The organism is Neobacillus phoenicis, assembly GCF_047302305.1.
Lineage (GTDB): Bacteria > Bacillota > Bacilli > Bacillales > Cytobacillaceae > Neobacillus.
Window position 1 is genome coordinate 506,471 of record NZ_CP154847.1, and the last position, 22,527, is coordinate 528,997.

At 40.1% G+C, this 22,527-nt stretch carries 19 protein-coding genes and 1 pseudogene; 14 read left to right on the forward strand and 6 right to left on the reverse strand.

What is annotated here, in order from left to right; all coding sequences use genetic code 11:
- The first annotated feature begins 114 nt into the window (after positions 1 to 114).
- Together AA0X95_RS02595 and AA0X95_RS02600 are read left to right on the forward strand one after the other, a co-directional pair.
- Complete coding sequence (locus AA0X95_RS02595; protein ID WP_413305001.1) at positions 115 to 2,919, forward strand: EAL domain-containing protein; 2,805 nt, start codon at positions 115 to 117, stop codon at positions 2,917 to 2,919.
- 14 nt (positions 2,920 to 2,933) lie between these two features.
- On the forward strand, positions 2,934 to 4,577 hold the full coding sequence (locus AA0X95_RS02600) for a thiamine pyrophosphate-binding protein (protein WP_413305004.1): 1,644 nt from the start codon (positions 2,934 to 2,936) through the stop codon (positions 4,575 to 4,577).
- Between the two features lie 43 nt (positions 4,578 to 4,620).
- Here AA0X95_RS02600 and AA0X95_RS02605 read toward each other — a convergent pair whose 3' ends face one another.
- Positions 4,621 to 5,253, reverse strand: a complete 633-nt coding sequence (locus tag AA0X95_RS02605; RefSeq protein ID WP_413305006.1) for a hypothetical protein — start codon at positions 5,251 to 5,253, stop codon at positions 4,621 to 4,623.
- A 17-nt stretch (positions 5,254 to 5,270) separates the two neighbouring features.
- Positions 5,271 to 5,978, reverse strand: a complete 708-nt coding sequence (gene rluF, locus AA0X95_RS02610) for a 23S rRNA pseudouridine(2604) synthase RluF (protein ID WP_413305009.1) — start codon at positions 5,976 to 5,978, stop codon at positions 5,271 to 5,273.
- Positions 5,979 to 6,176: 198 nt separating this feature from the next.
- Here rluF and AA0X95_RS02615 point away from each other — a divergent pair, with 198 nt between their 5' ends.
- From AA0X95_RS02615 to AA0X95_RS02630, 4 genes are all read left to right on the forward strand, one after another.
- Complete coding sequence (locus AA0X95_RS02615; RefSeq protein WP_413305011.1) at positions 6,177 to 7,316, forward strand: 1-propanol dehydrogenase PduQ; 1,140 nt, start codon at positions 6,177 to 6,179, stop codon at positions 7,314 to 7,316.
- A 171-nt stretch (positions 7,317 to 7,487) separates the two neighbouring features.
- The gene (locus tag AA0X95_RS02620) at positions 7,488 to 8,825 is read left to right on the forward strand and encodes a L,D-transpeptidase family protein (RefSeq protein WP_413305014.1); all 1,338 of its coding nucleotides are present in this window, start codon (positions 7,488 to 7,490) and stop codon (positions 8,823 to 8,825) included.
- Positions 8,826 to 9,225: 400 nt separating this feature from the next.
- Entirely contained in the window at positions 9,226 to 10,398 is a 1,173-nt protein-coding gene (locus AA0X95_RS02625) for a hypothetical protein (protein WP_413305017.1), read from the forward strand.
- A 12-nt stretch (positions 10,399 to 10,410) separates the two neighbouring features.
- Positions 10,411 to 11,031 (forward strand): hypothetical protein, encoded by a 621-nt coding sequence (locus tag AA0X95_RS02630; protein ID WP_413305019.1) that lies wholly within the window; start codon positions 10,411 to 10,413, stop codon positions 11,029 to 11,031.
- 55 nt (positions 11,032 to 11,086) lie between these two features.
- Here the strand turns inward: AA0X95_RS02630 and AA0X95_RS02635 are convergent, their stop codons facing one another.
- Complete coding sequence (locus tag AA0X95_RS02635; protein ID WP_413305021.1) at positions 11,087 to 11,215, reverse strand: DUF4023 domain-containing protein; 129 nt, start codon at positions 11,213 to 11,215, stop codon at positions 11,087 to 11,089.
- Positions 11,216 to 11,475: 260 nt separating this feature from the next.
- Between AA0X95_RS02635 and AA0X95_RS02640 the strand changes: the two genes are divergently transcribed.
- Positions 11,476 to 12,429: a phosphotransferase gene (locus AA0X95_RS02640; protein ID WP_413305023.1), complete on the forward strand. Its 954-nt coding sequence runs from the start codon at positions 11,476 to 11,478 to the stop codon at positions 12,427 to 12,429.
- 36 nt (positions 12,430 to 12,465) lie between these two features.
- Here AA0X95_RS02640 and pepT read toward each other — a convergent pair whose 3' ends face one another.
- The 3 genes and pseudogenes from pepT to AA0X95_RS02655 form a co-directional block, all read right to left on the reverse strand.
- Positions 12,466 to 13,701, reverse strand: a complete 1,236-nt coding sequence (pepT, locus tag AA0X95_RS02645) for a peptidase T (RefSeq protein ID WP_413305025.1) — start codon at positions 13,699 to 13,701, stop codon at positions 12,466 to 12,468.
- A gap of 304 nt (positions 13,702 to 14,005) precedes the next feature.
- Positions 14,006 to 14,749, reverse strand: a pseudogene (locus tag AA0X95_RS02650) (nuclease-related domain-containing protein); the annotation flags it as partial.
- Positions 14,750 to 14,776: 27 nt separating this feature from the next.
- Positions 14,777 to 14,965, reverse strand: coding sequence for a hypothetical protein (locus tag AA0X95_RS02655; protein ID WP_413305028.1), 189 nt, complete (start codon positions 14,963 to 14,965; stop codon positions 14,777 to 14,779).
- A gap of 198 nt (positions 14,966 to 15,163) precedes the next feature.
- Between AA0X95_RS02655 and AA0X95_RS02660 the strand changes: the two genes are divergently transcribed.
- The 7 genes from AA0X95_RS02660 (at position 15,164) to AA0X95_RS02690 (ending at position 22,449) form a co-directional block, all read left to right on the forward strand.
- A complete protein-coding gene (locus AA0X95_RS02660) occupies positions 15,164 to 15,787 on the forward strand; it encodes a TetR/AcrR family transcriptional regulator (protein ID WP_413305031.1) in 624 nt (207 codons plus the stop codon).
- 12 nt (positions 15,788 to 15,799) lie between these two features.
- The gene (locus AA0X95_RS02665) at positions 15,800 to 16,684 is read left to right on the forward strand and encodes an ABC transporter ATP-binding protein (protein ID WP_413305033.1); all 885 of its coding nucleotides are present in this window, start codon (positions 15,800 to 15,802) and stop codon (positions 16,682 to 16,684) included.
- 6 nt (positions 16,685 to 16,690) lie between these two features.
- On the forward strand, positions 16,691 to 17,488 hold the full coding sequence (locus AA0X95_RS02670; RefSeq protein ID WP_413305036.1) for an ABC transporter permease subunit: 798 nt from the start codon (positions 16,691 to 16,693) through the stop codon (positions 17,486 to 17,488).
- A gap of 21 nt (positions 17,489 to 17,509) precedes the next feature.
- The gene (locus AA0X95_RS02675; protein WP_413305039.1) at positions 17,510 to 18,307 is read left to right on the forward strand and encodes an ABC transporter permease subunit; all 798 of its coding nucleotides are present in this window, start codon (positions 17,510 to 17,512) and stop codon (positions 18,305 to 18,307) included.
- A 75-nt stretch (positions 18,308 to 18,382) separates the two neighbouring features.
- On the forward strand, positions 18,383 to 18,730 hold the full coding sequence (locus AA0X95_RS02680; protein ID WP_413305042.1) for an ASCH domain-containing protein: 348 nt from the start codon (positions 18,383 to 18,385) through the stop codon (positions 18,728 to 18,730).
- A 134-nt stretch (positions 18,731 to 18,864) separates the two neighbouring features.
- The gene (locus AA0X95_RS02685; protein WP_413305046.1) at positions 18,865 to 20,592 is read left to right on the forward strand and encodes an ABC transporter ATP-binding protein; all 1,728 of its coding nucleotides are present in this window, start codon (positions 18,865 to 18,867) and stop codon (positions 20,590 to 20,592) included.
- Complete coding sequence (locus tag AA0X95_RS02690) at positions 20,593 to 22,449, forward strand: ABC transporter ATP-binding protein (RefSeq protein WP_413305049.1); 1,857 nt, start codon at positions 20,593 to 20,595, stop codon at positions 22,447 to 22,449.
- Positions 22,450 to 22,527 lie beyond the last annotated feature (78 nt).

Genomic DNA, 22,527 nt, shown 5'->3' on the forward strand with positions numbered 1-22,527 from the left:
AAATAAGGGAATTTTATGATAATTATGTAATCCCTGTATTAAATGGATAGGGACCTAGTGTAGAATGAAAAACATAGGGAAATTTGTCGAAATAGTATGACCGGGAGTGTTTGAATGTTAAAGGAGCAGACAAGATATTCACGACTAGCCAATATTACGGAAATGATTAATACGAAGCTTGATTTACGAGAAGTATTGGAGCAAGTAACAATCGCCATCTCAGAAGAAATCGTTCAATGTGATTCTGTTGGGATATATTTACCACAGGAGGATGGGAAATTCAGAGGATATGTAGGAAAGCCAGAGGTCATTAATGGCTGGACATTGGATATGCATATCATTGATACAGAATATGATTTGTTAGCAAAAGAAGTAATTGAAACAAACAAGGCCATTTATATACCTGACACTTCAAAGGATGATCGACCTGATCCAAGGGCTGTCGAGGGATTTCAAATTAAATCATTATTAGTTCTTCCCATCTCTTTCGAAGAAGAGCTTTTTGGCTTGGTTTTTTTATTTGATTATGGAACTCCGATGAATTTAACAGAGGATGAAATTCAAACCGTTGAAGCTTACGTCAATATGGCTGCTGTTGCCATTCAAAATGCCAACAACTTAACACATAAAGAAAATCTTATTTCGGAAAAGCAAATGCTTCTTGATGTAACACGTGATTTATCGATGTGTTCTTCCATGCAAGAAAGTCTGGATACGTGTTTTTCCTATGTAGGTAAGGTATTAGATAATTACAATATAGGTGTTCATCTACTCGATCCATTAGCAGAAAAAAGGATTCGTCCGGCGAAATTAAGTAAAGACAGTGATTGGACCGAGGAAGAATGGATTAGGACCCATGAAAAAATAAAAATTGACCAAAGTAATGATCTGCTTATGCAAGAGGTAGTTGAAACGAAAAAGGCCATTTTAATTCCTGATGTATATGCAGATGAAAGACCCAACCATGATGTCTGCCGCAATTTCGGGATGAAGGGTCTATTTATGATTCCATTAGTTTCAATGGGTGAGGTGTTAGGGCAAATTTCTGTTGTTAATCTTGGTGAGGATCATTTTTCTTTTTCCGAAACGCAGATACAGCTGGCTCAATCCATTGTTGATGCAACAGCCTCCACATTATCGAACCTCTTATATATGGAGAAACAAGAAGTCATTATTGAGGAGAGAACTTCAGAAATAACGGAGAAAAATCAAGAACTTCAAAAAGTTGTGACTGAGTTAAAGCAGCTTAGCCGTGAAAAGGAATTGATTCTTAACTCTGCGGGTGATGGAATCTTTGGGTTAGACCTTGAGCGAAATATTACTTTTTGTAATCCTGCTGGAGCTTCTATGTTAGGCTATGATGCAAAAGGCGATCTAATAGGGAAGTCTGCCACGAGTATTTTTTCAAATGGTAATGAACAAAATGGACAAAATAATGTGCCCCCCACTTTTGATGGAAATTGGGATCATTATTACAAAGATGATAGGTTCATCAGAAAAGACAAAACCAGCTTCCCGGTTGAATATGTAATCACTCCTATTAAGGAGGGTGACAAAATTGTAGGGGAAGTAGTTACCTTTAAGGATATTACTCAAAGGAAACAATTGGAGGAAGAGATTAAGTACCGTGCCTATTTTGATAGTTTAACAGAATTACCAAATAGAGTGCTGTTAAAAGACAGACTTAATCAAGGGATTACTTACGCGCAGATGAATGGAGAAAAACTAGCCGTTCTCTACTTAGACTTAGACCGGTTTAAGTTTGTCAATGACACCCTGGGTCATAGCTTTGGGGATCTGTTGCTGCGTGAGGTTGCCGGGCGTTTGAGTAAATGTGTGCCAAAAACAGCTACCGTATCAAGGCAGGGTGGCGATGAATTTACGATTTATTTACCTAATATTAAGAATGAAAATGAGGTATTAAAGGTAGTGAATCGAGTCATCGATTCATTTTCAAAGCCTTTTAACTTAGTAGATAATGAAATCTATATTAAAACAAGCATTGGGATTAGTTTATTCCCTGATAATGGTGATACAACAGAAATTTTGATAAAAAATGCTGATACAGCAATGTATAAATCAAAAGAAATTTCGGGTAATAGTTATCATTTCTTTAGTGAGGGAATGGATACACGAACATTTGAGACGATTAAACTCGAGAATGCCTTGTATAAGGCGTTAGAACAGAAAGAATTAGTATTGTATTATCAGCCGCAAATAAATTTTCAAACGAAAAAGCTGGAAGGAGTAGAGGCCTTACTTCGTTGGAATCATCCAGAGCATGGCATGATTGCACCAGATAAATTTATTCCGTTAGCGGAAGAAACGGGTTTAATAGTGCCTATTGGCGAATGGGTGTTGAAGGAGGCTTGCAGACAGTTAAAGGAATGGCATGACCAAGGATATCCTTTCATCAGTATGTCTGTCAATCTTTCCGTACGACAGTTTGAACAAAACAACTTATTCTCGATTGTTAAGAACGCTTTAAAGAAGGTTGGACTACCGCCTGAGTATTTACACCTAGAGCTTACTGAAAATTTAATTGTTAAAAATACTGACTTAACCTTAAAGACCATGAAGAAATTAAAAGGTTTAGGTATTAATATTGCCATTGACGATTTTGGGACGGGCTATTCTTCATTAGGTTATTTGAAGAACCTTCCAATTAATACATTGAAAATTGATAAGTCCTTTGTACAAGACATGACTAATGATGATGCAGCCATCACCAATACGATTATTATGCTGGCACAAAATTTAAGCCTCAATGTCATTGCAGAAGGTGTCGAGACGAAGGAACAGGCGGAATTTTTAGCCGCCCGAAATTGTCATTTGATGCAAGGTTATTTTTTCAGCCGACCAGTAACAGCTCAGGAAATAATACAAAACTTTTTCTCTACCGTAGATAAAGATATGTGAAAAGAGGGATTGTCATGAAGGCAGCACGTAGTGTATTAGAATATTTAAAAGGGTATGGAGTAAAGCATATTTTTGGCATTCCGGCTGGTTCAGTTAATGCCTTATTTGATGAACTATATGATATGCCGGAAATTACACCAATTGTCACGAAGCATGAAGGAGCGGCCTCTTATATGGCTGCTGCTTACGCGAAATATAGTGACCAATTAAGTGTTGTTATCGGCTGCAGTGGGCCAGGCGGAACCAATTTAGTAACAGGTGCGGCGAATGCCATGAGAGAACATTTACCTGTGTTGTTTATTACGGGTGCTGTACCTGTAAACACGGAAGGACTAAATGCCTCCCAGGAACTAGATGCCGAACCTATTTTCCGTTCGGTTACTAAATATAGTGTAACGGTTAAGGATTCCAGTGAGTTACTAAATCAAGTAGTAATAGCTACGGAAATAGCATTATCAGGTGTGCCTGGTCCTGTCCATATTGCGATACCAATTGATATTCAACACGAACAAGTACAAGATCATGATATCCCGAATCCACCTAGGAGAAATCCAATTATTCCGGAGATTGATTTCATAAAAATGGCAGCGAAGGAACTGCTGGCTAGAGAAAAGGGTTATATTTTTGCAGGACAGGGAATGAGAAATTCTGTGGAGCAATTAATAGAGTTAGCAGAAATGCTAGAGTGGCCGATTGTGACTACGCCACAAGCAAAGGGATACATTCCTGAAGACCATCCGCTTTTAGTAGGAGTGTTTGGTTTTGCCGGACATGAGGCTGCATCGAAATTAATCACGGAAGGTGATGGCGAAGCTTTATTAATTATTGGCTCAAGCTTAGGTGAAACGGCGACCAATAACTATAATGGCAGCCTGACAAAGAATCGCTTCACCGTACAAATGGATTTCGACCAAACCGTATTTAATCGAAAATACCCCATTGATTTGCCCATTTTAGGTGATATCCATTTAAGCCTACTATTTTTAATAGAAGAATTAAAGATGCTTGAGGTATCGAGGAAAGAGCCAAAGTGTGTTGTTAAAAAGCAGGAAGAAAGTGCTCGGAATATGGAAGAGTATAATACGAAAAATGTCTTGTTGACTCTTCAAAACTGCTTACCTCCATCTACAAGATATACCATTGATATTGGTGAATTTATGTCCTATGTCATTCATTATATGAAAGTCATAGATTCGGATAGTTTTAATATTAATGTTCACTTTGGAGCTATGGGAACTGGAATTGGCTCAGCCATCGGAAGTAAACTAGCTGAACCTGAACGACCTGTCGTATGTATTACCGGGGATGGCTGCTTTTTCATGCATGGGATGGAAATCTTAACAGCGAAAGAATATAATCTACCTATATTGTTTGTCGTCATGAATAATGCTCGTTTAGGAATGGTGTATCACGGACATTCATTACAATTTAAACGGACCCATCCATCCTTTGAACAGGAACCAATCAATATTAGTGCAATGGCAGCCGCGATGAATATTCCAAGCTTTAGAGTTTCCGCTATGGAAGACCTAAATCAAAATATCATTAACAGCATATTGAGTTTAAAGGGCCCTGCTCTGCTAGAAATAGCGTTGACCGATAATAATGTTCCACCGATGGGTGATCGGGTGAAATTTTTATCATCTTTCGGAAAATAATTAAAAAAATCATATAGGTGCATGTGCCTATATGATTTTTTTATTAGTAATTGTATAAATCGAGAATGATTTGGCGGATCGTTTCTATTGTCTCGACTTTAAATTCGTGTCCCACAGATTCCCCTGTCAGGTTACAGTAATAGCACCAGTTATGATCAGGATCATAACGATATCCTAGTGGCGCCAATGCTTGCTGCAGCTCTGTTGGAACCCGTTCTAATCCTGTTTTTTCCGTGAAATGCGGGGTAGGATAAATCCTCACTTCCGCATCCCCAAGAGGTGTATCTACAACAAAGAGGTCATGCTCATGTTGTGTAATCCATTGCTCTTTGGAATAAATTGATATTTTTGCTCCATCTAATGAAGAAATGCCCTCTAAATTGATGCCGAAAAGGTTTTTGATGATATTGCGAATCTCTTTTCCTGTTAAGTCGCTTTTGGACTGATTTAAGTAGTAGTCTAATGCCACTCTAGCCACTGTCATATCCGCATTTGTTTCATCAAATGATAGTGGTGCTAAGTATTCCTTAAAGACAACCAATTTCGTCTCTAAATCAATGTCAAACAGCGAATGGACAATCTGACGCACCTCTTCATAGCCGAAGTCTTTTCCGAAAGACTTCAGATATTGATCCATCATTTCTACTTTTGATATAGTTGTCTTTGTTTGGCCCATTATAAAACTCCCCCTCGTTACCATTCCTTTGGCTCATAATTTAGCTCCAGGAATAATTGCTCGCGTTCTTTTTTAGATAAGTCCCGCCATTGCCCTACAGGTAAATTTCCTAAGTGGATATTCATGATTCGAGTTCGCTGAAGTCTACCCACTTGGTAACCTAGCGCTGAACACATCCGGCGAATTTGGCGGTTAAGCCCCTGGGTTAAAATAATTTGAAAGACGTACTTAGATAGCTGTGTTACCTTACAAGGGAGTGTTTTGGTATCTAGAATTTCTACCCCCTCAGACATCCTTTTTAAAAATTCAGGGGTAATTGGCTTGTCCACAGTTACAATATACTCTTTCTCATGTTTATTTTCTGCCCGTAATATCTCGTTGACGATATCGCCATCATTCGTAAGCAGGATTAACCCTTCTGACTCTTTATCCAGTCGCCCAATATGAAAGATCCGTAATGGATGATTAACGAAATCAACGATATTACCTTTTACATGGCGTTCGGTTGTACTGGTAATACCAACAGGCTTATTTAAAGCAATATATACATAATTGTTTGTGACCTTAACAGGACTCCCATCAATTCGTACATCATCTCCAGGCTCAACCTGGCTGCCGATTTGTGCCACCTTCCCATTGATGGTGACTCTCCCCTCACTAATTAATTTATCAGCCCCACGCCTTGAAGACTTTCCAGATTCACTAATAAACTTATTAATACGCATGTACGACACACCCTTAAGTGGATAATTGTAGATTTAAGAATAACGAACAATGGTTGGATTTTCAAGCTTCCCATTGGTACTGAGGCCCTCGTATACACGAAAATGTCATTTGAGTCAGGTCAGGCCTAATAGTATAGTTAAATTAGTAGATTCATAGTAAGTGATACCCTATTTGACTATATGCCAAGGAGAATTTGAATGGAAGAGATTTCTTTTCGAACAAAGATTTTTATTGGGGAACATGCGTTAGATCGACTTACCAAAATAACTGGGGAACGCATATTTATTGTTACGGACCCTTTTATTGAAAAGTCTGGAATGACAGCAGAAGTGACCAATCGACTTCAGCTTAAAGATAATGAGTACCAAATTTTCAGTGATATCGTACCAGATCCTCCGATTGAAACAGTGGCAGCAGGAGTAAAAGTGATTCAGGAGTTCAACCCTAGTGTTCTAATAGCGATTGGCGGAGGTTCAGCTATTGATGCAGCAAAAGCAATGAAGGATTTTGCGATTAGATTATCACCGCAGCAAAAGGGTATGAAATTCATTGCCATTCCGACAACAAGTGGTACAGGAACAGAAGTAACGTCCTTCTCGGTTATTACGGATGAAGTAAATCATGTGAAGCATCCGCTCGTATCTGATGCTCTACTACCAGATGAGGCGATTTTAGATCCCCTTCTTGTTAAGTCTGTACCTCAAACGGTTACAGCCGATACAGGAATGGATGTCTTAACCCATGCCATTGAGGCATATGTATCAACGAAGGCAAATGATTTCTCAGATGCTTTTGCGGAAAAAGCCGTCCAGCTAATTTTTGATTATTTACCGCGCTGCTATAAGGATGGTAATGATTTAGAGGCACGGGAAAAAGTTCATCACGCTTCGTGTTTAGCTGGATTAGCTTTTAATATGGTTGGATTAGGAATCAATCACAGTATTGCCCATGTGTGTGGTGCACAATTTCATATTCCACACGGAAGAATGAATGCGCTTTTACTAACGCCTGTTATCGAATATAATGCGGATCTGCAGGGGTTAACTCACCAATCCTATAGTGCGGCAGCAAAAAAATATGCTCAGCTTGCGAGAGTATCTGGTCTGCCAGCGGCCAACGTTCGAGTTGGCATAACTAGTCTGATTCAGCATATTAACCAATTAAAAAGAGAGCTTCAAATGCCAGCAAGCTTGCGTGCATGTGGTCTGAAAAAAGAACAAGTGATGTCTGCATTGGCCGCTATCAGTGGGTCAGCACTGAAGGACGGCTGTACGGCAACCAATCCAAGACTTCCAACAAGCAAAGAAATCGAAACCATCGTTGAACGGCTTTATTAATTAAGAAGAGGTTGACCTTTAATCGGGGTTAACCTCTTTTTATGTTAATGAACTATTAAATTGTATAAATTTCCAAGATATTACATAATTTTCACCAAGTTATGACAATATATTTTAAACCCCCATGTTATTTTAGTAATAACTATACAAATGGTAATTGGGGAGATATCTATGAAAAAATTTTTGATATTTGTTGTTCTTTTGGTTAGTTTCTTTTTCCTTGCCAACCAAACAGATGCAAGTGGGAATACGCAGTTAATTATTATTAACAAAAAGACCAATACCCTTGCCTTTTATAATGCTGGTAAATTAGTAAAAACCTTTAAAGTTGCTACAGGTAGAGTAAGCACCTATACACCTGAAGGGACATTTCGAATTGTTAATAAGATAAAAAATAGACCTTATTATACCAAAAACATCCCAGGTGGCGATCCCCGTAATCCACTAGGTGATCGTTGGATGGGTTTAGAAGCAAGAGGTACGTATGGTACAACATATGGAATTCATGGGAATAGTAATGAAAGCTCCATTGGGAAATATGCAAGTTCTGGCTGTGTACGAATGCATAATGCTGAGATAAGATGGCTTTTTGGTCAAGTACAGATGTATACAACGGTAATTATCACACGTTCGAATAATAGTTTTGACTCTATTGCAAAAGCTAATGGATATGGTGTTACTGTAAGTGTTAATGGAACAACAAGCGGTGATGTTAATGTAAATGGATGGGTACAGGCCGGTGGGGAAAAATATTATTATTCTAATGGTTCAGTAAAAGTGGGATGGCAAACAATTAGTGGAAAAAGATACTTCTTTGAAAACTCTGGAGTCATGAAGACCGGTTGGTTATCTAAAGACGGAAGTAAGTACTACTTAGATAACAATGGAGTGATGCAAACTGGTTGGTTAACTCTCGGGGAAGAGAAATATTACTTAGACCAAAATGGGGTAATGAAAACCGGTTGGCTAGTGGAGAGTGAAAAAAAATACTATTTAGACCAAACTGGAGCGATGAAAACAGGGTGGATAGAGGATAATGGTAATAAATATTACTTAGATAACAACGGAATGATGAAAACAGGATGGTTTACTGAAAGTGGAAGTTGGTACTATCTTGATGATACAGGTGCAATGAAAACGGGTTGGTTAGCTCTTGGAGGAAAGAACTATTTTTTAGATAACAATGGAGTAATGAAAACCGGATGGGTTAGTGATGGGGAAAATAGCTATTTTTTAGATACGGATGGCACGATGAAAACTGGGTGGATTAATTTCGAAGGAAAATGGTGTTATTTAAATCAGAATGGCCGTTTAAAATCCGAATTAGTTTCCACAAGTACTAAGTCGAATAATCAAGAACCTGTTGGATCACAGAAACCTAGTTGGTTAGATTATGCCTTTATAAATAGTGGAAAAATATTTGTTACTAGTTGGTTAAATTACCAGAATAAATGGTATTACCTATACGTAAGTGGAGATATGGCTAACTACTCGAAGACTGGTAGTTAGAACGTAAAGAGCAATGCTCTTTCTTTAATAATAAACTTATGACCTAAAGCCGACTGTGCTTTAGGTTTTTTTTATTATGCTTTCAAGTAATATTTGTAACAATTCCCCGTCGTTTACAGACTTGTAAACACGTATACTTTTCGTAAACAAACTGTTTACAATTATGTTTACATGTTTACAAACCTGTTTACTTCCCTTTAGATCAGCATGTTTACAACTATGTCTTTCTTGTATACAAAAAAGTATACAAGTCTACCAAAGTTTACATATTGTTTACTTTTTTACACTTATATTTCTTTTCTGGCTGTATCATTGAACAATCTATTAATCTCCTTTAGCCTTATAGAAAGTAACTAGATTTTGAGAATAAATCTATTAAATGAAAAGGAATGATGTTTGTATGACTAAGTCCAGAATCGCTGCAGTAGATGTGGGAAATGACTCCATTAAGGCCCTTTTCGGCGAGCTAGAGTACGAATTAAATATTCCAAACATTATCGCTCGAGACACAGAGGATCGCCCTGTTATTGGGATAGAAGAACTCGATAATAAAAACCCTTTAGATGGAATTCATATTAAGGTACACTCCCCTGCCCTGAAGGAAAACAACGCCATTTACCGTATTGGTCACCTTGCCACGAAAAGTAATAACGCCACTGAATTAGACCCTGGCAGCAGTAAATCTGAAGAAGACCAAACACTTGTCATGTTGTTTGCTACTTTGGCATTAGATGCAGTAAAGGAAGGAACTCCTTTTGCTAAAACAAAAAATGTGATTGATGCAAACTATACATTAGGGACCGGTCTCCCCCTACGCGAGGTAAAGGAAGGCAAAGATGCCGGTTACCGTTCAAAACTTATTGGCTCCGTTCATCAAGTTGAATTTCTCGTAACCCCAAAATACCAAGGATTAAAGGTGAATATAAAATTTGATGAAGTAAAGGTTTATCCTGAAGGATTTGCTGCTTACATTAACCTTGTTATGGATAATAGCGGGAAAATTATCAATAAGGACTTACTTGATAAGCGCATTTTAATCCAAGATATCGGTGGATTATCTACCGATATTGCAGTAATAAAAAACCGAAATGTAGATGATGATAAAGCCCAAGGATTCAACTTAGGTGTTTCAGAATCGTTAGAAGCCATTCGTGAAGAGATTCGAACAAAGCATGGGGTCGAGCTTGACAGTCGCCGTGATGTTGTAGAAATTATCACGAAGAAAAATGACCGTAACCATATTATGGTGAAAGGAAGCCGGACGAGTGTTCATGACATTACAGACCGGATTTTGCTTGATTTAGCAAAAAAACAATACCGTGTATTACGTAATGTATGGCAGCGGAATTCCCAAACGGAAATCTGTTATTTCGTTGGCGGTGGGGCCAATGTGTTAAAAGAATATCTTAAGACGTTAAATAACAATTTGGATGGCTACAACATCGATTTCTTTGAGGATGAAAAGGAAAGCATTTGGATGATGGCCAATGCGTATTACAAACTTATTATGGATTTTGTAAGAAAATCAGAGAAACAAAAAGCAGCTACAGATAAAGCACCAGTAAAAAGTTAATAAGGTGATGCTATGAAAAAAGCTGCCGCAAATGAAATAAAGAGAGGCCAAGCGATTTCCTTTCGCGTCCCCTCTGATACCCCGGAACATATTGTTAAGCATTTGCAAAAATTAAAAGAAACCGAGCGAAGGAATTTTTCCAGTAAAATTGCTGAATTCGTAATGCAGGGTGTGAGCCACTCTTATTCCAGAGAAAAAGAAACCATAACCATTCCCCTTCCCCATAAATTAACGAAAGCTCAACGGGACTGGTTAAAGCACGAGCACTCGGAGGCATTGCTGGGAAGTATACTTTTTCAGCTCATTTCGGACCCTGTACGGGCGACGTCGTTACTTGCCTCTTTAAATAGCCAATCGCTGGACATTGAGGAAGCCCTATATCTTCAGGAAAAAATATTTCCCGAGAAACAACCAATTTCTTCTTTTGAGGTTGGTGGTTTTGAAGAAACAGCAGTTGCTTTAGAAGAAGCACCCCCACCCATCGATTTGAGTGATATGGATGATGATCTCAGCGATTTTGATTGGGAAAGTGCGAAACCAATAGAAGTACCACCAGATGTTGAAGATAAACCAGATGTAGAAGATGATGTCGAGGACCTGCTTGGCGGGTTTTTGGCGAATATGAATAAGTGATGGAGCCAAGCGGCCAGACCCTGAATAGAGGGTCTGGCCGTTTGCTTTTATCGGATTAGTGCTGTTTATTTGGCAACCGTTGGCTTTGATGTGCCCTGCTTTGACGTTCCTTATTTTTCTCATCTTTTTGTTGTTTTTCATGTAGATCTTCAACATATTCATGTGTACTTTTGTTATCATCCATCTGCTTCATCCTCCTTTTGTAAACTGAACCATTGTTAGTGTGACCAGATGCGGTGAAAATATGTAATCATCTACACTCCCTAGTTTATGAAAATTATGGATTGAAATGGAGTTTGGGGTCATATGAATAAATAATGAGGAATTTTTACTGACAAGCAAATTTACTTGCCATGAGTGTTGGATTAACATTATATTCATAGTGGAAACATTCGCCAAAACAAATCTATGAAACTATTAATAGAGGAACAGGGTGGTGGGTTAATGGAGCTGCCTGCTAATATTGTCCGCGCCGACGGTACGTTAAATGAAGAATTAATCTTGAAAAAAGAACAAGTCTATCAAGGGATGAATGGAAGGTTTGTAGAAAGATTCTATCTATCTCCAACGGAGAGCTATATTTTTAAACCTTTGACAAATAATGGTCAATTAGGGCAGGAGGTGTGGGTACACGAGAATGTCCTCCCCCAATTCCCTGCTATTTTTCCAAAAATTATACTACATACCATCAGCGAGCAGCCAGAGTTGAATTGGATGATTCTTGAGGACCTTGGCACACTTCATCACACCTTTACTGAAGAAAGTGTTTTAGGTTTAATGAAGTGGGTTGCCTGGTGGCACTCTCTCTCGATTGATGACCTCGCGCATGTTCCGTCAGCAGGACTGAAGCCTCGCATGGAGAACATCGTAACAGATGTGCTTCATATGAAGAATGATTTCATGCAGCAATTGCCAAACTTACAATTAGACCGTGAATTGATCGAGCAGGTGTACACCACTCTCGGGACATTCGAGTTTTCCAAGAGTTTGGTTTTATCCCATGGTGATTTGCATGTAGGGAATTTTGCAGTTGTCGATCAGCGATTGATGATCCTGGATTGGGAGCACACACACTTAAATACGCCTCACTGGGATTTATACCATGTCATTGATATGTCTCATCCTCTTTTTCCAAAAAGGATTACACCTCAGTTTCGGGAGCAAATCCTGAAAGCGTATATGGCCCAAGTTAAATTTGAACTAGAGGAAGAGCAGTTTTTAAAGGAATATCATTTATTCTCTGCCGTATTTTCTGTTTGGATGCTTCTTCTTATTCAAAAAGATTTACATGCAAAGGATGCCAAGTGGCCAAGAGAACAATTGGAGCGACAATTAACTGAGACGATTTTGAGTCTTGAGCAGTGTGCAACCGCTCTTTTTATATATGAAAAAAGCTAACCCGTTTGTTGTGACTGGGTTAGCTTTCTTTTGGTTCTATGCCTTTTGCTCGGTTAGCTTAATGATTTCAATGACTGTTTGGGTAGCTTTGATCATGTTGTCGACGGAAATAAACTCAAATTTGCCGTGGAAGTTTTCGCCGCCGGTAAAAATATTCGGTGTTGGCAGCCCCATATAGGAAAGCTGTGAGCCGTCCGTACCGCCACGAATTGGTTGGGTGATTGGCTCGATACCTAAGCTCACCATTGCTTCGTGGGCAATGTCTACGATTTCCATGACCGGTTCAATTTTTTCTTTCATGTTGTAATATTGGTCATTCAGCTCAAGGGAGATGTTTTCTTGACCATATTTCTCTTTTAACTCATTTACGATGCCTTCGAGGGTTGCCTTTCTAGCTTGGAAGGTATCGCGATCATGGTCACGGATAATGTAGTTCAGCTTTGTAAGCTCGACATCACCTGTAAATGAAATCAGATGGTAGAAGCCTTCGTACCCTTCTGTATGCTCTGGTGCCTCCCCTGCCGGTAGCTTGCTATGTAATTCCATGGCAATTTTCATGGAGTTGACCATTTTGTTTTTAGCAGATCCGGGATGGATGTTGTTACCCTTGATGGTAATCTTTGCTCCCGCAGCGTTAAAGCTTTCGTACTCTAACTCCCCTAGCGGACCGCCATCAACCGTGTAGGCATGCTTCGCATTGAACGCCGCAACGTCAAACTTATGTGGCCCTCTGCCAATTTCCTCGTCCGGTGTGAACGCAACGCGGACTGCACCGTGCTTGATTTCCGGATGGTTGATAAGGTACGCCATTGCTGTCATGATTTCGGTGATGCCCGCTTTGTTATCCGCACCAAGAAGGGTTGTGCCATCTGTGGTGATTAATGTGTGTCCCTTATAGGTAGGCAGGCTTGGAAAATCCTTTGGTGACATGACTACATTAAGTGCTTGGTTTAAAGTGATTGCACCGCCATCGTAGTTTTCAACGACCTGCGGGTTGACGTTTTTTCCTGTGAAGTCTGTAGCCGTATCAACGTGTGCAAGGAAACCGATCGTCGGTACGGTTGTTTTCTCTGTATTAGCTGATAAAGTGGCCATCACGTAGGCATTCTCGTCGATTGTTACGTCTTGCATGCCGATTGATTTTAATTCATTAACGAGCATGTGGGCTAACGTCCACTGCCCCTCTGTCGATGGACAGGTCTGGCTGCTTTCATCGGATTGGGTGTCGATTTTTACATAGGAAGTAAATCTTTCAATAAGCTCATTTTTCAATTCACTGCACTCCCCTTTTTAAGTGTGATTCAAGGATATCATACCACTTTATGGTAGGGGTTACATCAAATTCAAAACAAGTGTGGCGCTCTAGACAAGGTGTTGCGATTAATTGGCGGATAACGAGTTTCAATCAGCGCAAGGCGATCCAATTGGCGGATGGCGAGCTGCAATTGGCGGATAACAGGATCCAATCAGCGGATAACGAGTTTCAATCAGCGCAAGGCGATCCAATTGGCGGATGGCGAGCTGCAATTGGCGGATAAAACACTTCAATCAGCTCGTAGCCCCCTAGTATAGGTAACTAAGGTTTTTTAATAAGTTTACTTAGGTCCATCCTATATGAACGGTATCTATATTCTCCTTCAGGTGTTAGGTCCATGCTCTGCAAAATACGTTTGGCTGTGTCAATATCCACCCCCAAAAACTCCCTACACTCCCGATTCGTGATTGTCTTTTTAAATATCAAAAACCACTCTCTTAAATTTCTCTCGTGGGCTAGGTGATCGGTTGCCTCACAAAAAGGGTAAAACCACGTTCTGGGCTGCTTCACCATCCCTATCCTTCCGCACACCCCACACCTTACGCCTGGTTTAAAATCCTTCAACGGAATCCTATACGCTTGAGAAATGGGCTTTGGGATAAAAGGTTGGTGACTTTGGAGAAGTTCAGCCGAAAGCCAGTGGAATGTGTCAGGGTCTAACCTCTTTCCTTGCTGTGGAAGACTTCGAATATAAGCGGGAAGCAAGTTGGGGAATAACAGCGTGGTCTTCGCTGGAGGAACCGCAACGATTTGTTTGGGGTAAGCGAGGACGACCGATCCGTAAATAGGGAGACGAACATTCCTCCCTCGCAGCCACGTCCCCAATAAATCCTGATTACGCTCTAGTTGAACAACCGGGCTCTCAAAACCATCCTTATGCCCATCTTCCTTGGTCCGAATCAATTGTGGCGGATTGTCCTTAAACTCCAGCACACCGCCAATATTCTTTACCTCTAATATCACACCATACCAAGGTGTCAAAGCAACAGTGTCCATTTGGAAATTTTCATCAGATGAGGGAGATAAATCGTGCTATAAGTGGTTGGTGAATGAAAAGCTATGCCGGCGGAAAATCTCAGCAACCCGTTCCTCTCCGCCGATTCCAGCCTCTAAGGATGCTTGTTTAGCTGCCAAAACTGGGACCAACGGGTGGCCAGTAGTTAAACGGCTCTGAGCGGCAACTAGCCCTTCTAGTGTTAATGAGTAATCTCTATTCTTCATACAAATGATACGTCACCTCCATAAAAAATAAACCCTACCTTATGCATCGTACCACTGCCATCCGCCTCATACTATCCCTACCACAATAAATACAAATTTTTGTAAAAAATTAAGGTTGGTCACTATTGACCATTATAGTCAATGAGAGTAGAATGAAGTTGACTCCAGTGGTCAACGTTTTACAGGGAGGACTCAAGTATGTATTCCAAATTTCTCAATCTTGATTCAGAAAAACAAAACCGCATTATTAATGCCGCAATCCAAGAATTCGCTCAAAAGGGATATAGCAACGCCTCGACTAATGAAATTGTGAAGGAAGCAGGCATTTCAAAAGGGTTGCTGTTTCATTATTTTCAAAATAAAAAGCAGCTGTTTCTTTTTTTATTCGATTCCTGTGTGGAGCTCATTACGGATGACTTCTACAAAAAAATTGACTTAACGGAAACAGACTTTTTCCAAAGAATCCGCCAGTCCGTTTTAATCAAAATGGAACTCCTGGCCCAATACCCTGACCTCTTTAAGTTTGTCGAGAAAGCGTATATGGAGGATGCTGCTGACATACAAGCGGAGATGCAGAAGAAGGTCAGAGAACTAAATCATATCAATATCGGAAAAATCTACGAAGGAATTGATGTTTCCAAGTTTAGGGATGACATCGATATTCAAAAAATCTTTAAGATTATTACCTGGACCTTTGAAAAATTAAGTGACGAGGAACTTTACAAAGCGAAGCTGATACCTAATTATGAAATCGATTATCAAAAGGTCCAAAAGGAAGCAGAAGTATATTTTGAAATACTTATTAAGTGTTTTTATAAATAGGGGGTTGTAACGATGAATGTGATTGAAATAAATAATCTAACAAAGATGTATGGCAAATCACGAGGCATCACCGACATTAGCTTTCATGTAGAGGAAGGTGAAATCTTCGGCTTCATTGGGCCCAATGGTGCTGGAAAATCAACAACCATCCGAACCCTTCTGTCGCTGATTTATCCAACCAGCGGCAGTGCGACCATCTTTGGGAAGGATTGCATTAAGTTTGCCCCGGAAATAAAACGGGAAATTGGCTACCTTCCATCAGAGGTTTTTTACTATGACAATATGAAAGTAAAAGACCTATTAAACTATTCAGCTAGTTTTTATAAAAAGGATTGCAGTAAGAGAATCAAAGAATTAGCGGAAATCATGAACTTAGATCTGAATAAAAAAATTGATGACCTTTCGTTAGGAAACAAGAAGAAGGTAGGAATTGTCCAGGGACTGCTGCATGAACCAAAGCTTATTATTCTAGATGAGCCGACGAGCGGCCTAGACCCACTTATGCAGCAAAAATTCTTTGAATTACTGGAGGAAGAAAATAAAAAGGGTGCGACAATTCTTTTTTCATCACATATCCTCAGTGAAGTACAGAGACTATGTAATCGAGTCGCTATCATTAAAGAAGGGAAAATCGTAACCGTTGAAAAGATTAGTACCTTAAAGGAAAATACTTATAAAAAGTTCAAGGTAGAAACAAAAACGCCGCAGGACCCTGATTATTTTAATATCATCGGGGTCAATAATTTAACCGTAAAGGACCATGTGACGAGCTTTATTTTTAAAGGAAATATTAATACCATCATGAAAAAGATAGCAGATATTGAGATTGCGAATCTTTGGATAGAAGAGCCGGACCTTGAGGAGATCTTTATGCATTACTATGAAAAGGAGGCGTAAGGAACGATGAATATCTTTTTTCATGAATTAAAAGCTTATCGGAAGTCGACGATTATTTGGTCGGTATCGTTAATTCTGGTTACACTAATGTTCATGTCTATGTTCCCTGCGTTTGCGCGTGATGCGGAGGAATTTAAAAAGCTTTTGGAAGGTTATCCTGAAGGGGTGAGGAAAGCAATCGGGTTGAATCTGGAAAATTTGTTTTCCATTCTCGGATTCTATTGTTATGCCTTATCGTTTATCACCCTTTGCGGTGCCATACAGGCTATGAATCTCGGAACGTCCATAGTCAGCAAGGAGGCACGTGAGAAAACGGCCGACTTTCTGTTAACAAAGCCGGTAACAAGGACAATGATTGTAACCGCTAAACTGTTGGCGGCCTTCTCCTCACTTGTCATAACAAATATAGTTTATATTACGGCTGCAGCAATCATTGCATCGCAGGTGAAGACGGAGGATTTCAGCTTAAAACTACTAATCTTGCTTTCACTTACTGTCTTTTTTATTCAACTAATCTTTTTGGCATTAGGAATCATTCTTTCGGTTGTCGTTCCTAAGATTAAATCCGTGTTGACGGTATCTCTTAGCACTGTGTTTGCCTTCTATTTTTTAGGCATGCTTAGTGCGACTTCGGGAGAGGAAGGAAAACGCTACCTTTCCCCCTTTAAATATTTTGACACAGCCTATATTTTGAAACATTCAGCATATGAAACATCATTTATGATCACGGGATTAATGGTGATTGTGGTGGCCACCTGTGCGAGTTATTTTGTTTATACCAAAAAGGATATCCATGCTGTTTAAGGTAAATGGAGGGGTTAACTCATGAATATTTATCGAAAAGAATTGAAATCTCACCGGAAATCGCTCATCTTTTGGTGTATTGGAGTCATTCTCATGGTGGCTTCAGGTATGAACAAATACTCCAGTTTGTATTCGTCTGGGCAATCGATGAATGACTTGATGGCGGATATGCCTAAGTCAATGCAGGCCATTATGGGAGTCGGTGCCTTTGATCTATCCAAGGCTAGTGGGTATTATGGCATGCTGTTTTTATATTTGGTCTTGATGGCAACCATTCATGCCGCGATGCTTGGAGCTACTATTATTGCTAAAGAGGAACGCGATAAAACCTCGGAGTTTTTATTCGTCAAACCTGTTTCGAGGGGGAAAATCATTACGGCCAAGCTGTTGGCTGCCTTCACGAATATCGTCATTTTTAATCTCGTTACCTTTGTATCATCGATTGTCATTGTTGGGAAAGTCAGTGACGGTGAAAAGATAAACGGGGATATCGCGATAACCATGCTAGGAATGTTTATTTTGCAGCTGTTGTTTATGGTCATGGGCAGTGCAATAGCGGCTGTGAAAAAGCGATCAAAAACGTCAGCATCCTTGGCTACAGCTTTTCTTTTGCTTACGTTTGTTCTATCAGTTGTAATTGATTTAAATGAGAATCTGGACATTCTTAAATACCTGACCCCTTTTAAATATTTCGAAGCAAAGCATATGATGGTTGGTGATGGGATGGAGGTTGTATCTGTTGTTTTATCATTCATTATCATTGCGATCCTTACTTATGGTACTTTTGCTTTTTATAAAAAAAGAGATTTGAACGGGTAAAACTCCCCCTTCCTTTTATTCATTTAACAATAGTGTTAATATAAGAAAATGAAATGGTAAAAGGAGGATAATTTGATGACACAAAATGATAATCAAACATTACCGCCAAAGACTTGTTCCGTTGACCGTTTAGTGACAATGGAAGAAGACGTAAAAAAGGTTTTAGCAGGAGAAAAGACAGCAACACGCAGAAATGGAAGATATGCGGACCCAGGTGAAATTATGACCCTTGAAGGCCGTCAATTCTTGGTTGATAATGTGTACTCACAAAGCTTAGGTGAACTAACAGACGATGATGCTCGCCGCGAGGGCTTCAACAATGTGGAAGAATACAAACAAAGCATCCTAAGCATCCACCCGGGAATGCCATGGCTGCCGCAAATGCGCGTATGGGTTCACGAATTTAGCCCAGTTCAAGAATAATATGATTAAACGAGAGACTGATATTCCAGTCTCTTTTTTTATCCAATATTTCTAGAGTCTAATTATTTGTTTATTAAAGGAGAACAAAATTATAATAGCTTTATTAAAGTTGGCTGACATGTTGGGGTGGATTCATGAAGTTTCTGTCAAAATACGTAAAGAAATACTGGAAGACCTTTTGCTTAGCTGTTTTATTTCTCACCTTTGAGGCGATCAGCGACCTGATGCAGCCGACGATTATGGCAAAGATTATTGATGAAGGTGTAGCAAATCGAGACCTTCACTATGTGTTAAAAATGGGCGGACTAATGCTGTTGATTACGGCACTAGGTGCAGTTAGTGCATCAACAAGAAGTGTGTTAGCGAGCATCGTTTCGCAAAGCTTTGGAACCGAGCTAAGGTCCGACTTATTTAAAAAAGTCCAATCCCTTTCGTTTAAAAACCTCGATAAGTTTGACCGCGCGTCCTTAATAACTCGACTGACAAACGATGTGACACAAGTTCAGGTATTCGTTAATGGATTGATGCGGATTTTCGTAAAGGCCCCGCTTTTAGCGATTGGCGGCTTGATAATGGCGACGCGGCTGAATTTGCACTTATCAGTTGTGTTAGCTGTAGTAGTGCCTATTGTGGCGCTATTAATTATTTTTAACTTAAAATTAGGGTTCCCGCTATTTTCCAAGGTACAAATGGCATTGGATCGGGTGAATTCTGTAATGAGGGAGTACTTATCAGGGGTTCGTGTCGTAAAGGCATTCAATCGTTTTGATGTGGAAATAGGTAAATTCAGCAAGGCAAATGATCATTTCAAAGATCAATCCATCGCCGCAAGCCGTCTCATGGCCACCTTTAGCCCGGCGATCATGCTGACAGTCAATCTTGGCATTGTTGTCGTCCTTTGGATTGGTGGGTTAGGCGTGGATTCCGGCGAAATTCAGGTAGGCCATATTATTGCTTTTACCAACTATATGACACAAATCTTATTTTCTTTGATGATGATTTCCATGGTATTCAATATGTTTGTCCGGGCAAAGGCCTCAGCAGGGAGAATCGACGAAGTCTTTTTACTAGAAGATTCCTTTACCTGGGATCAGGAAGAGCTCCATAGTCAAACGGAAAAAGGACGAATTGATTTTGAAGATGTTACCTTTGCCTATGGAGGAACAACAGGTGAACCCATCTTAAAACATATTAATCTCACAATACATCCTGGAGAAACGGTTGGAATCATTGGTTCAACTGGTTCAGGGAAAAGTACCTTGGTGGGACTCATACCCCGCTTTTACGATGTTACCAGTGGAACAATAAAAGTAGATGGTGAAAACATTCAACGTGTAAATCCCAAGAAGCTAAGGGAGAAGATTGCCATTGTTCCGCAGAAAAACATCTTATTTTCGGGAAGTGTGGCGGAAAATCTCCGTTGGGGAAAAGAGGATGCAACCGAGGAAGAAATGGTAGCTGCAGCATCAATGGCAGGGGCTCATGATTTTATCAACGCCTCCCCTGAAGGGTATCACACAAGAATTGGCCAAGGTGGGGTTAATTTTTCCGGCGGACAGAAACAGCGGATTTCGATTGCCAGAGCGTTAATAAAAGGACCGGAGATTTTAATTCTTGATGATAGTACAAGTGCTGTGGACGTGGCAACAGAGGCAAAAATCAAAGCATCCTTAAAAAAGTATGCCGAAGGGCTTACCTGTTTACTGATTGCGCAGCGGATTACCTCCATTATGGATGCTGATAAAATCATTGTTCTTGATCATGGAGAACTAGTTGGGGTTGGCACACATCAGGAACTAATCGAGACGTGCAGCGTGTATCAGGAAATTTACCAGTCACAAATCGGCAAGGAGGGGTTGTAAATGTCACAGGGAAATGTACAGACGGGGAACACCGCCCCTACCCCGCTGCCGATTAGACCTGGTGGCGTGGGTGGAGGGCACCGCCGGGGTCCCGTGGTGAAACCCAAAAATTTCAAAGGGACTTTAAAGCGACTTTGGCATTACTTTGGAAATGAAAAGAAGATGCTGACCCTTATTTTTACTTTTATTTTAATCGACTCTGTCCTCATGCTCCTTGCTCCGTTCCTTATTGGAAGAGCGATAGACGCTATGACCCCTAAATTTGGAAAAGTGGACTTCAATCTGTTAGAAGTAATGATTATCGTCCTTACCTGCGCGTATGTGACGGATGCTGTTCTTACTTTTTTACAAGGATGGCTGATGGCTGGCGTGGCTCAGCGAGTGGTGAAACGATTGCGGGAGGCCTTGTTTCAAAAGCTGCAGAAGCTCCCTGTTTCTTTTTTTGATTCAAGGACACATGGAGAACTCATGAGCAGACTTTCCAATGACGTCGATAATGTGAGTAATACGATTTCCCAATCGACCACGCAGCTCATGTCTGGGCTGATGATTATTAGCGGTTCACTAATCATGATGTTAATTTTGAGTCCTTTGTTAACCCTGGCTAGTTTAGTAACGGTACCGCTTGTTTTTTTACTAACAAGGACGATTGCGAAAAGAACAAGCGTGTTATTTAAGAATCAACAAATTCAGCTAGGCACATTAAATGGACACATCGAGGAGACTATTTCTGGAATTGAAGTGGTTAAAGCCTTTAATCATGAGGAGAAGGTTATTGAGGAGTTTGATGCGGTCAATGAAAAGCTCCGTGCGGTGGGCTTAAAGGCACAAATCTGGTCGGGCTTCCTGATGCCGATTATGAACGTCATCAACAACCTTGGTTTTGCCATTGTAGCTGTTATTGGCGGTGTCCTCGCGGTTAAAAGCTTAATTACGGTTGGAGCAATTGCCAGCTTTATTACCTATTCCCGACAATTTGTTAGACCGTTAAATGATCTGGCTAATATCTTTAATATTTTGCAATCTGGTGTGGCTGGAGCTGAACGGGTATTTGAAGTCATGGATGAGCAAGAAGAGCCTGCGGACCTTCCATCGGCTGTCCCCTTGGAACATCCAAAAGGCCATGTTGTATTTGAAAATGTCAGCTTTGGTTACCGGCCTGATGTGCCCATTTTAAAAAATGTTAGTTTTGAAGCCCATATTGGCAGTAGCACAGCCTTGGTTGGACCAACAGGTGCTGGGAAAACAACCATTGTGAATCTGCTGACCCGATTTTACGATGTGACGGACGGAAGAATTCTCCTTGATGGCCGGGATATTCGTGAATATACAAGGGATAGCCTGAGGAAATGCTTTGGGTTTGTACTGCAGGATACGTATTTGTTTTCAGGTACCATCAAAGAAAATATTAAATATGGGAAGCCGGATGCTACTGATGAGGAAGTAGAGCAAGCGGCTAGAATGGCTAATGCGGATGGGTTTATTAAGCGGTTGCCACAGCAGTATGAGACGGCCCTATCAGAAAATGGAGGTAATTTAAGTCAAGGGCAACGACAGTTATTAGCGATCGCGAGAGTGATTTTAGCCAAACCGTCCTTACTGATTTTAGATGAAGCCACAAGCAGTATTGATACGAGAACAGAACTTCATATACAAGCGGCCTTGCTCTCTTTGATGGAGAACCGAACCAGCTTTATTATTGCTCACCGCTTAAATACAATTCGTGATGCAGATACGATCATGGTCATTGATCATGGGGAGATAATTGAAAAAGGCAGCCATGATGAATTAATGATAGTTAAGGGCCGATACCATCAAATGTTTGATAATCAGTTTAAAAATGTTGAGGGTGCTTAAAGCATTCTCTTATTTTTTTGTAGAATATTGGTACCCTTTGTTTATTTTATCGTGACAACTGTAAAGACACTTGTTAAA

Excerpts from the sequence above, each read along its gene's own strand:
- AA0X95_RS02660 (WP_413305031.1), top strand. The coding sequence starts at position 15,164 with ATGTATTCCAAATTTCTCAATCTTGATTCAGAAAAACAAAACCGCATT.
- AA0X95_RS02640 (WP_413305023.1), top strand. The coding sequence starts at position 11,476 with ATGGAGCTGCCTGCTAATATTGTCCGCGCCGACGGTACGTTAAATGAA.
- rluF (WP_413305009.1), bottom strand. The coding sequence starts at position 5,978 with ATGCGTATTAATAAGTTTATTAGTGAATCTGGAAAGTCTTCAAGGCGT.
- AA0X95_RS02680 (WP_413305042.1), top strand. The coding sequence starts at position 18,383 with ATGACACAAAATGATAATCAAACATTACCGCCAAAGACTTGTTCCGTT.
- AA0X95_RS02630 (WP_413305019.1), top strand. The coding sequence starts at position 10,411 with ATGAAAAAAGCTGCCGCAAATGAAATAAAGAGAGGCCAAGCGATTTCC.
- AA0X95_RS02605 (WP_413305006.1), bottom strand. The coding sequence starts at position 5,253 with ATGGGCCAAACAAAGACAACTATATCAAAAGTAGAAATGATGGATCAA.
- AA0X95_RS02690 (WP_413305049.1), top strand. The coding sequence starts at position 20,593 with ATGTCACAGGGAAATGTACAGACGGGGAACACCGCCCCTACCCCGCTG.
- AA0X95_RS02670 (WP_413305036.1), top strand. The coding sequence starts at position 16,691 with ATGAATATCTTTTTTCATGAATTAAAAGCTTATCGGAAGTCGACGATT.
- AA0X95_RS02625 (WP_413305017.1), top strand. The coding sequence starts at position 9,226 with ATGACTAAGTCCAGAATCGCTGCAGTAGATGTGGGAAATGACTCCATT.
- AA0X95_RS02600 (WP_413305004.1), top strand. The coding sequence starts at position 2,934 with ATGAAGGCAGCACGTAGTGTATTAGAATATTTAAAAGGGTATGGAGTA.
- AA0X95_RS02685 (WP_413305046.1), top strand. The coding sequence starts at position 18,865 with ATGAAGTTTCTGTCAAAATACGTAAAGAAATACTGGAAGACCTTTTGC.
- AA0X95_RS02655 (WP_413305028.1), bottom strand. The coding sequence starts at position 14,965 with ATGAAGAATAGAGATTACTCATTAACACTAGAAGGGCTAGTTGCCGCT.
- AA0X95_RS02675 (WP_413305039.1), top strand. The coding sequence starts at position 17,510 with ATGAATATTTATCGAAAAGAATTGAAATCTCACCGGAAATCGCTCATC.
- AA0X95_RS02615 (WP_413305011.1), top strand. The coding sequence starts at position 6,177 with ATGGAAGAGATTTCTTTTCGAACAAAGATTTTTATTGGGGAACATGCG.
- AA0X95_RS02665 (WP_413305033.1), top strand. The coding sequence starts at position 15,800 with ATGAATGTGATTGAAATAAATAATCTAACAAAGATGTATGGCAAATCA.
- AA0X95_RS02595 (WP_413305001.1), top strand. The coding sequence starts at position 115 with ATGTTAAAGGAGCAGACAAGATATTCACGACTAGCCAATATTACGGAA.
- AA0X95_RS02620 (WP_413305014.1), top strand. The coding sequence starts at position 7,488 with ATGAAAAAATTTTTGATATTTGTTGTTCTTTTGGTTAGTTTCTTTTTC.
- AA0X95_RS02635 (WP_413305021.1), bottom strand. The coding sequence starts at position 11,215 with ATGGATGATAACAAAAGTACACATGAATATGTTGAAGATCTACATGAA.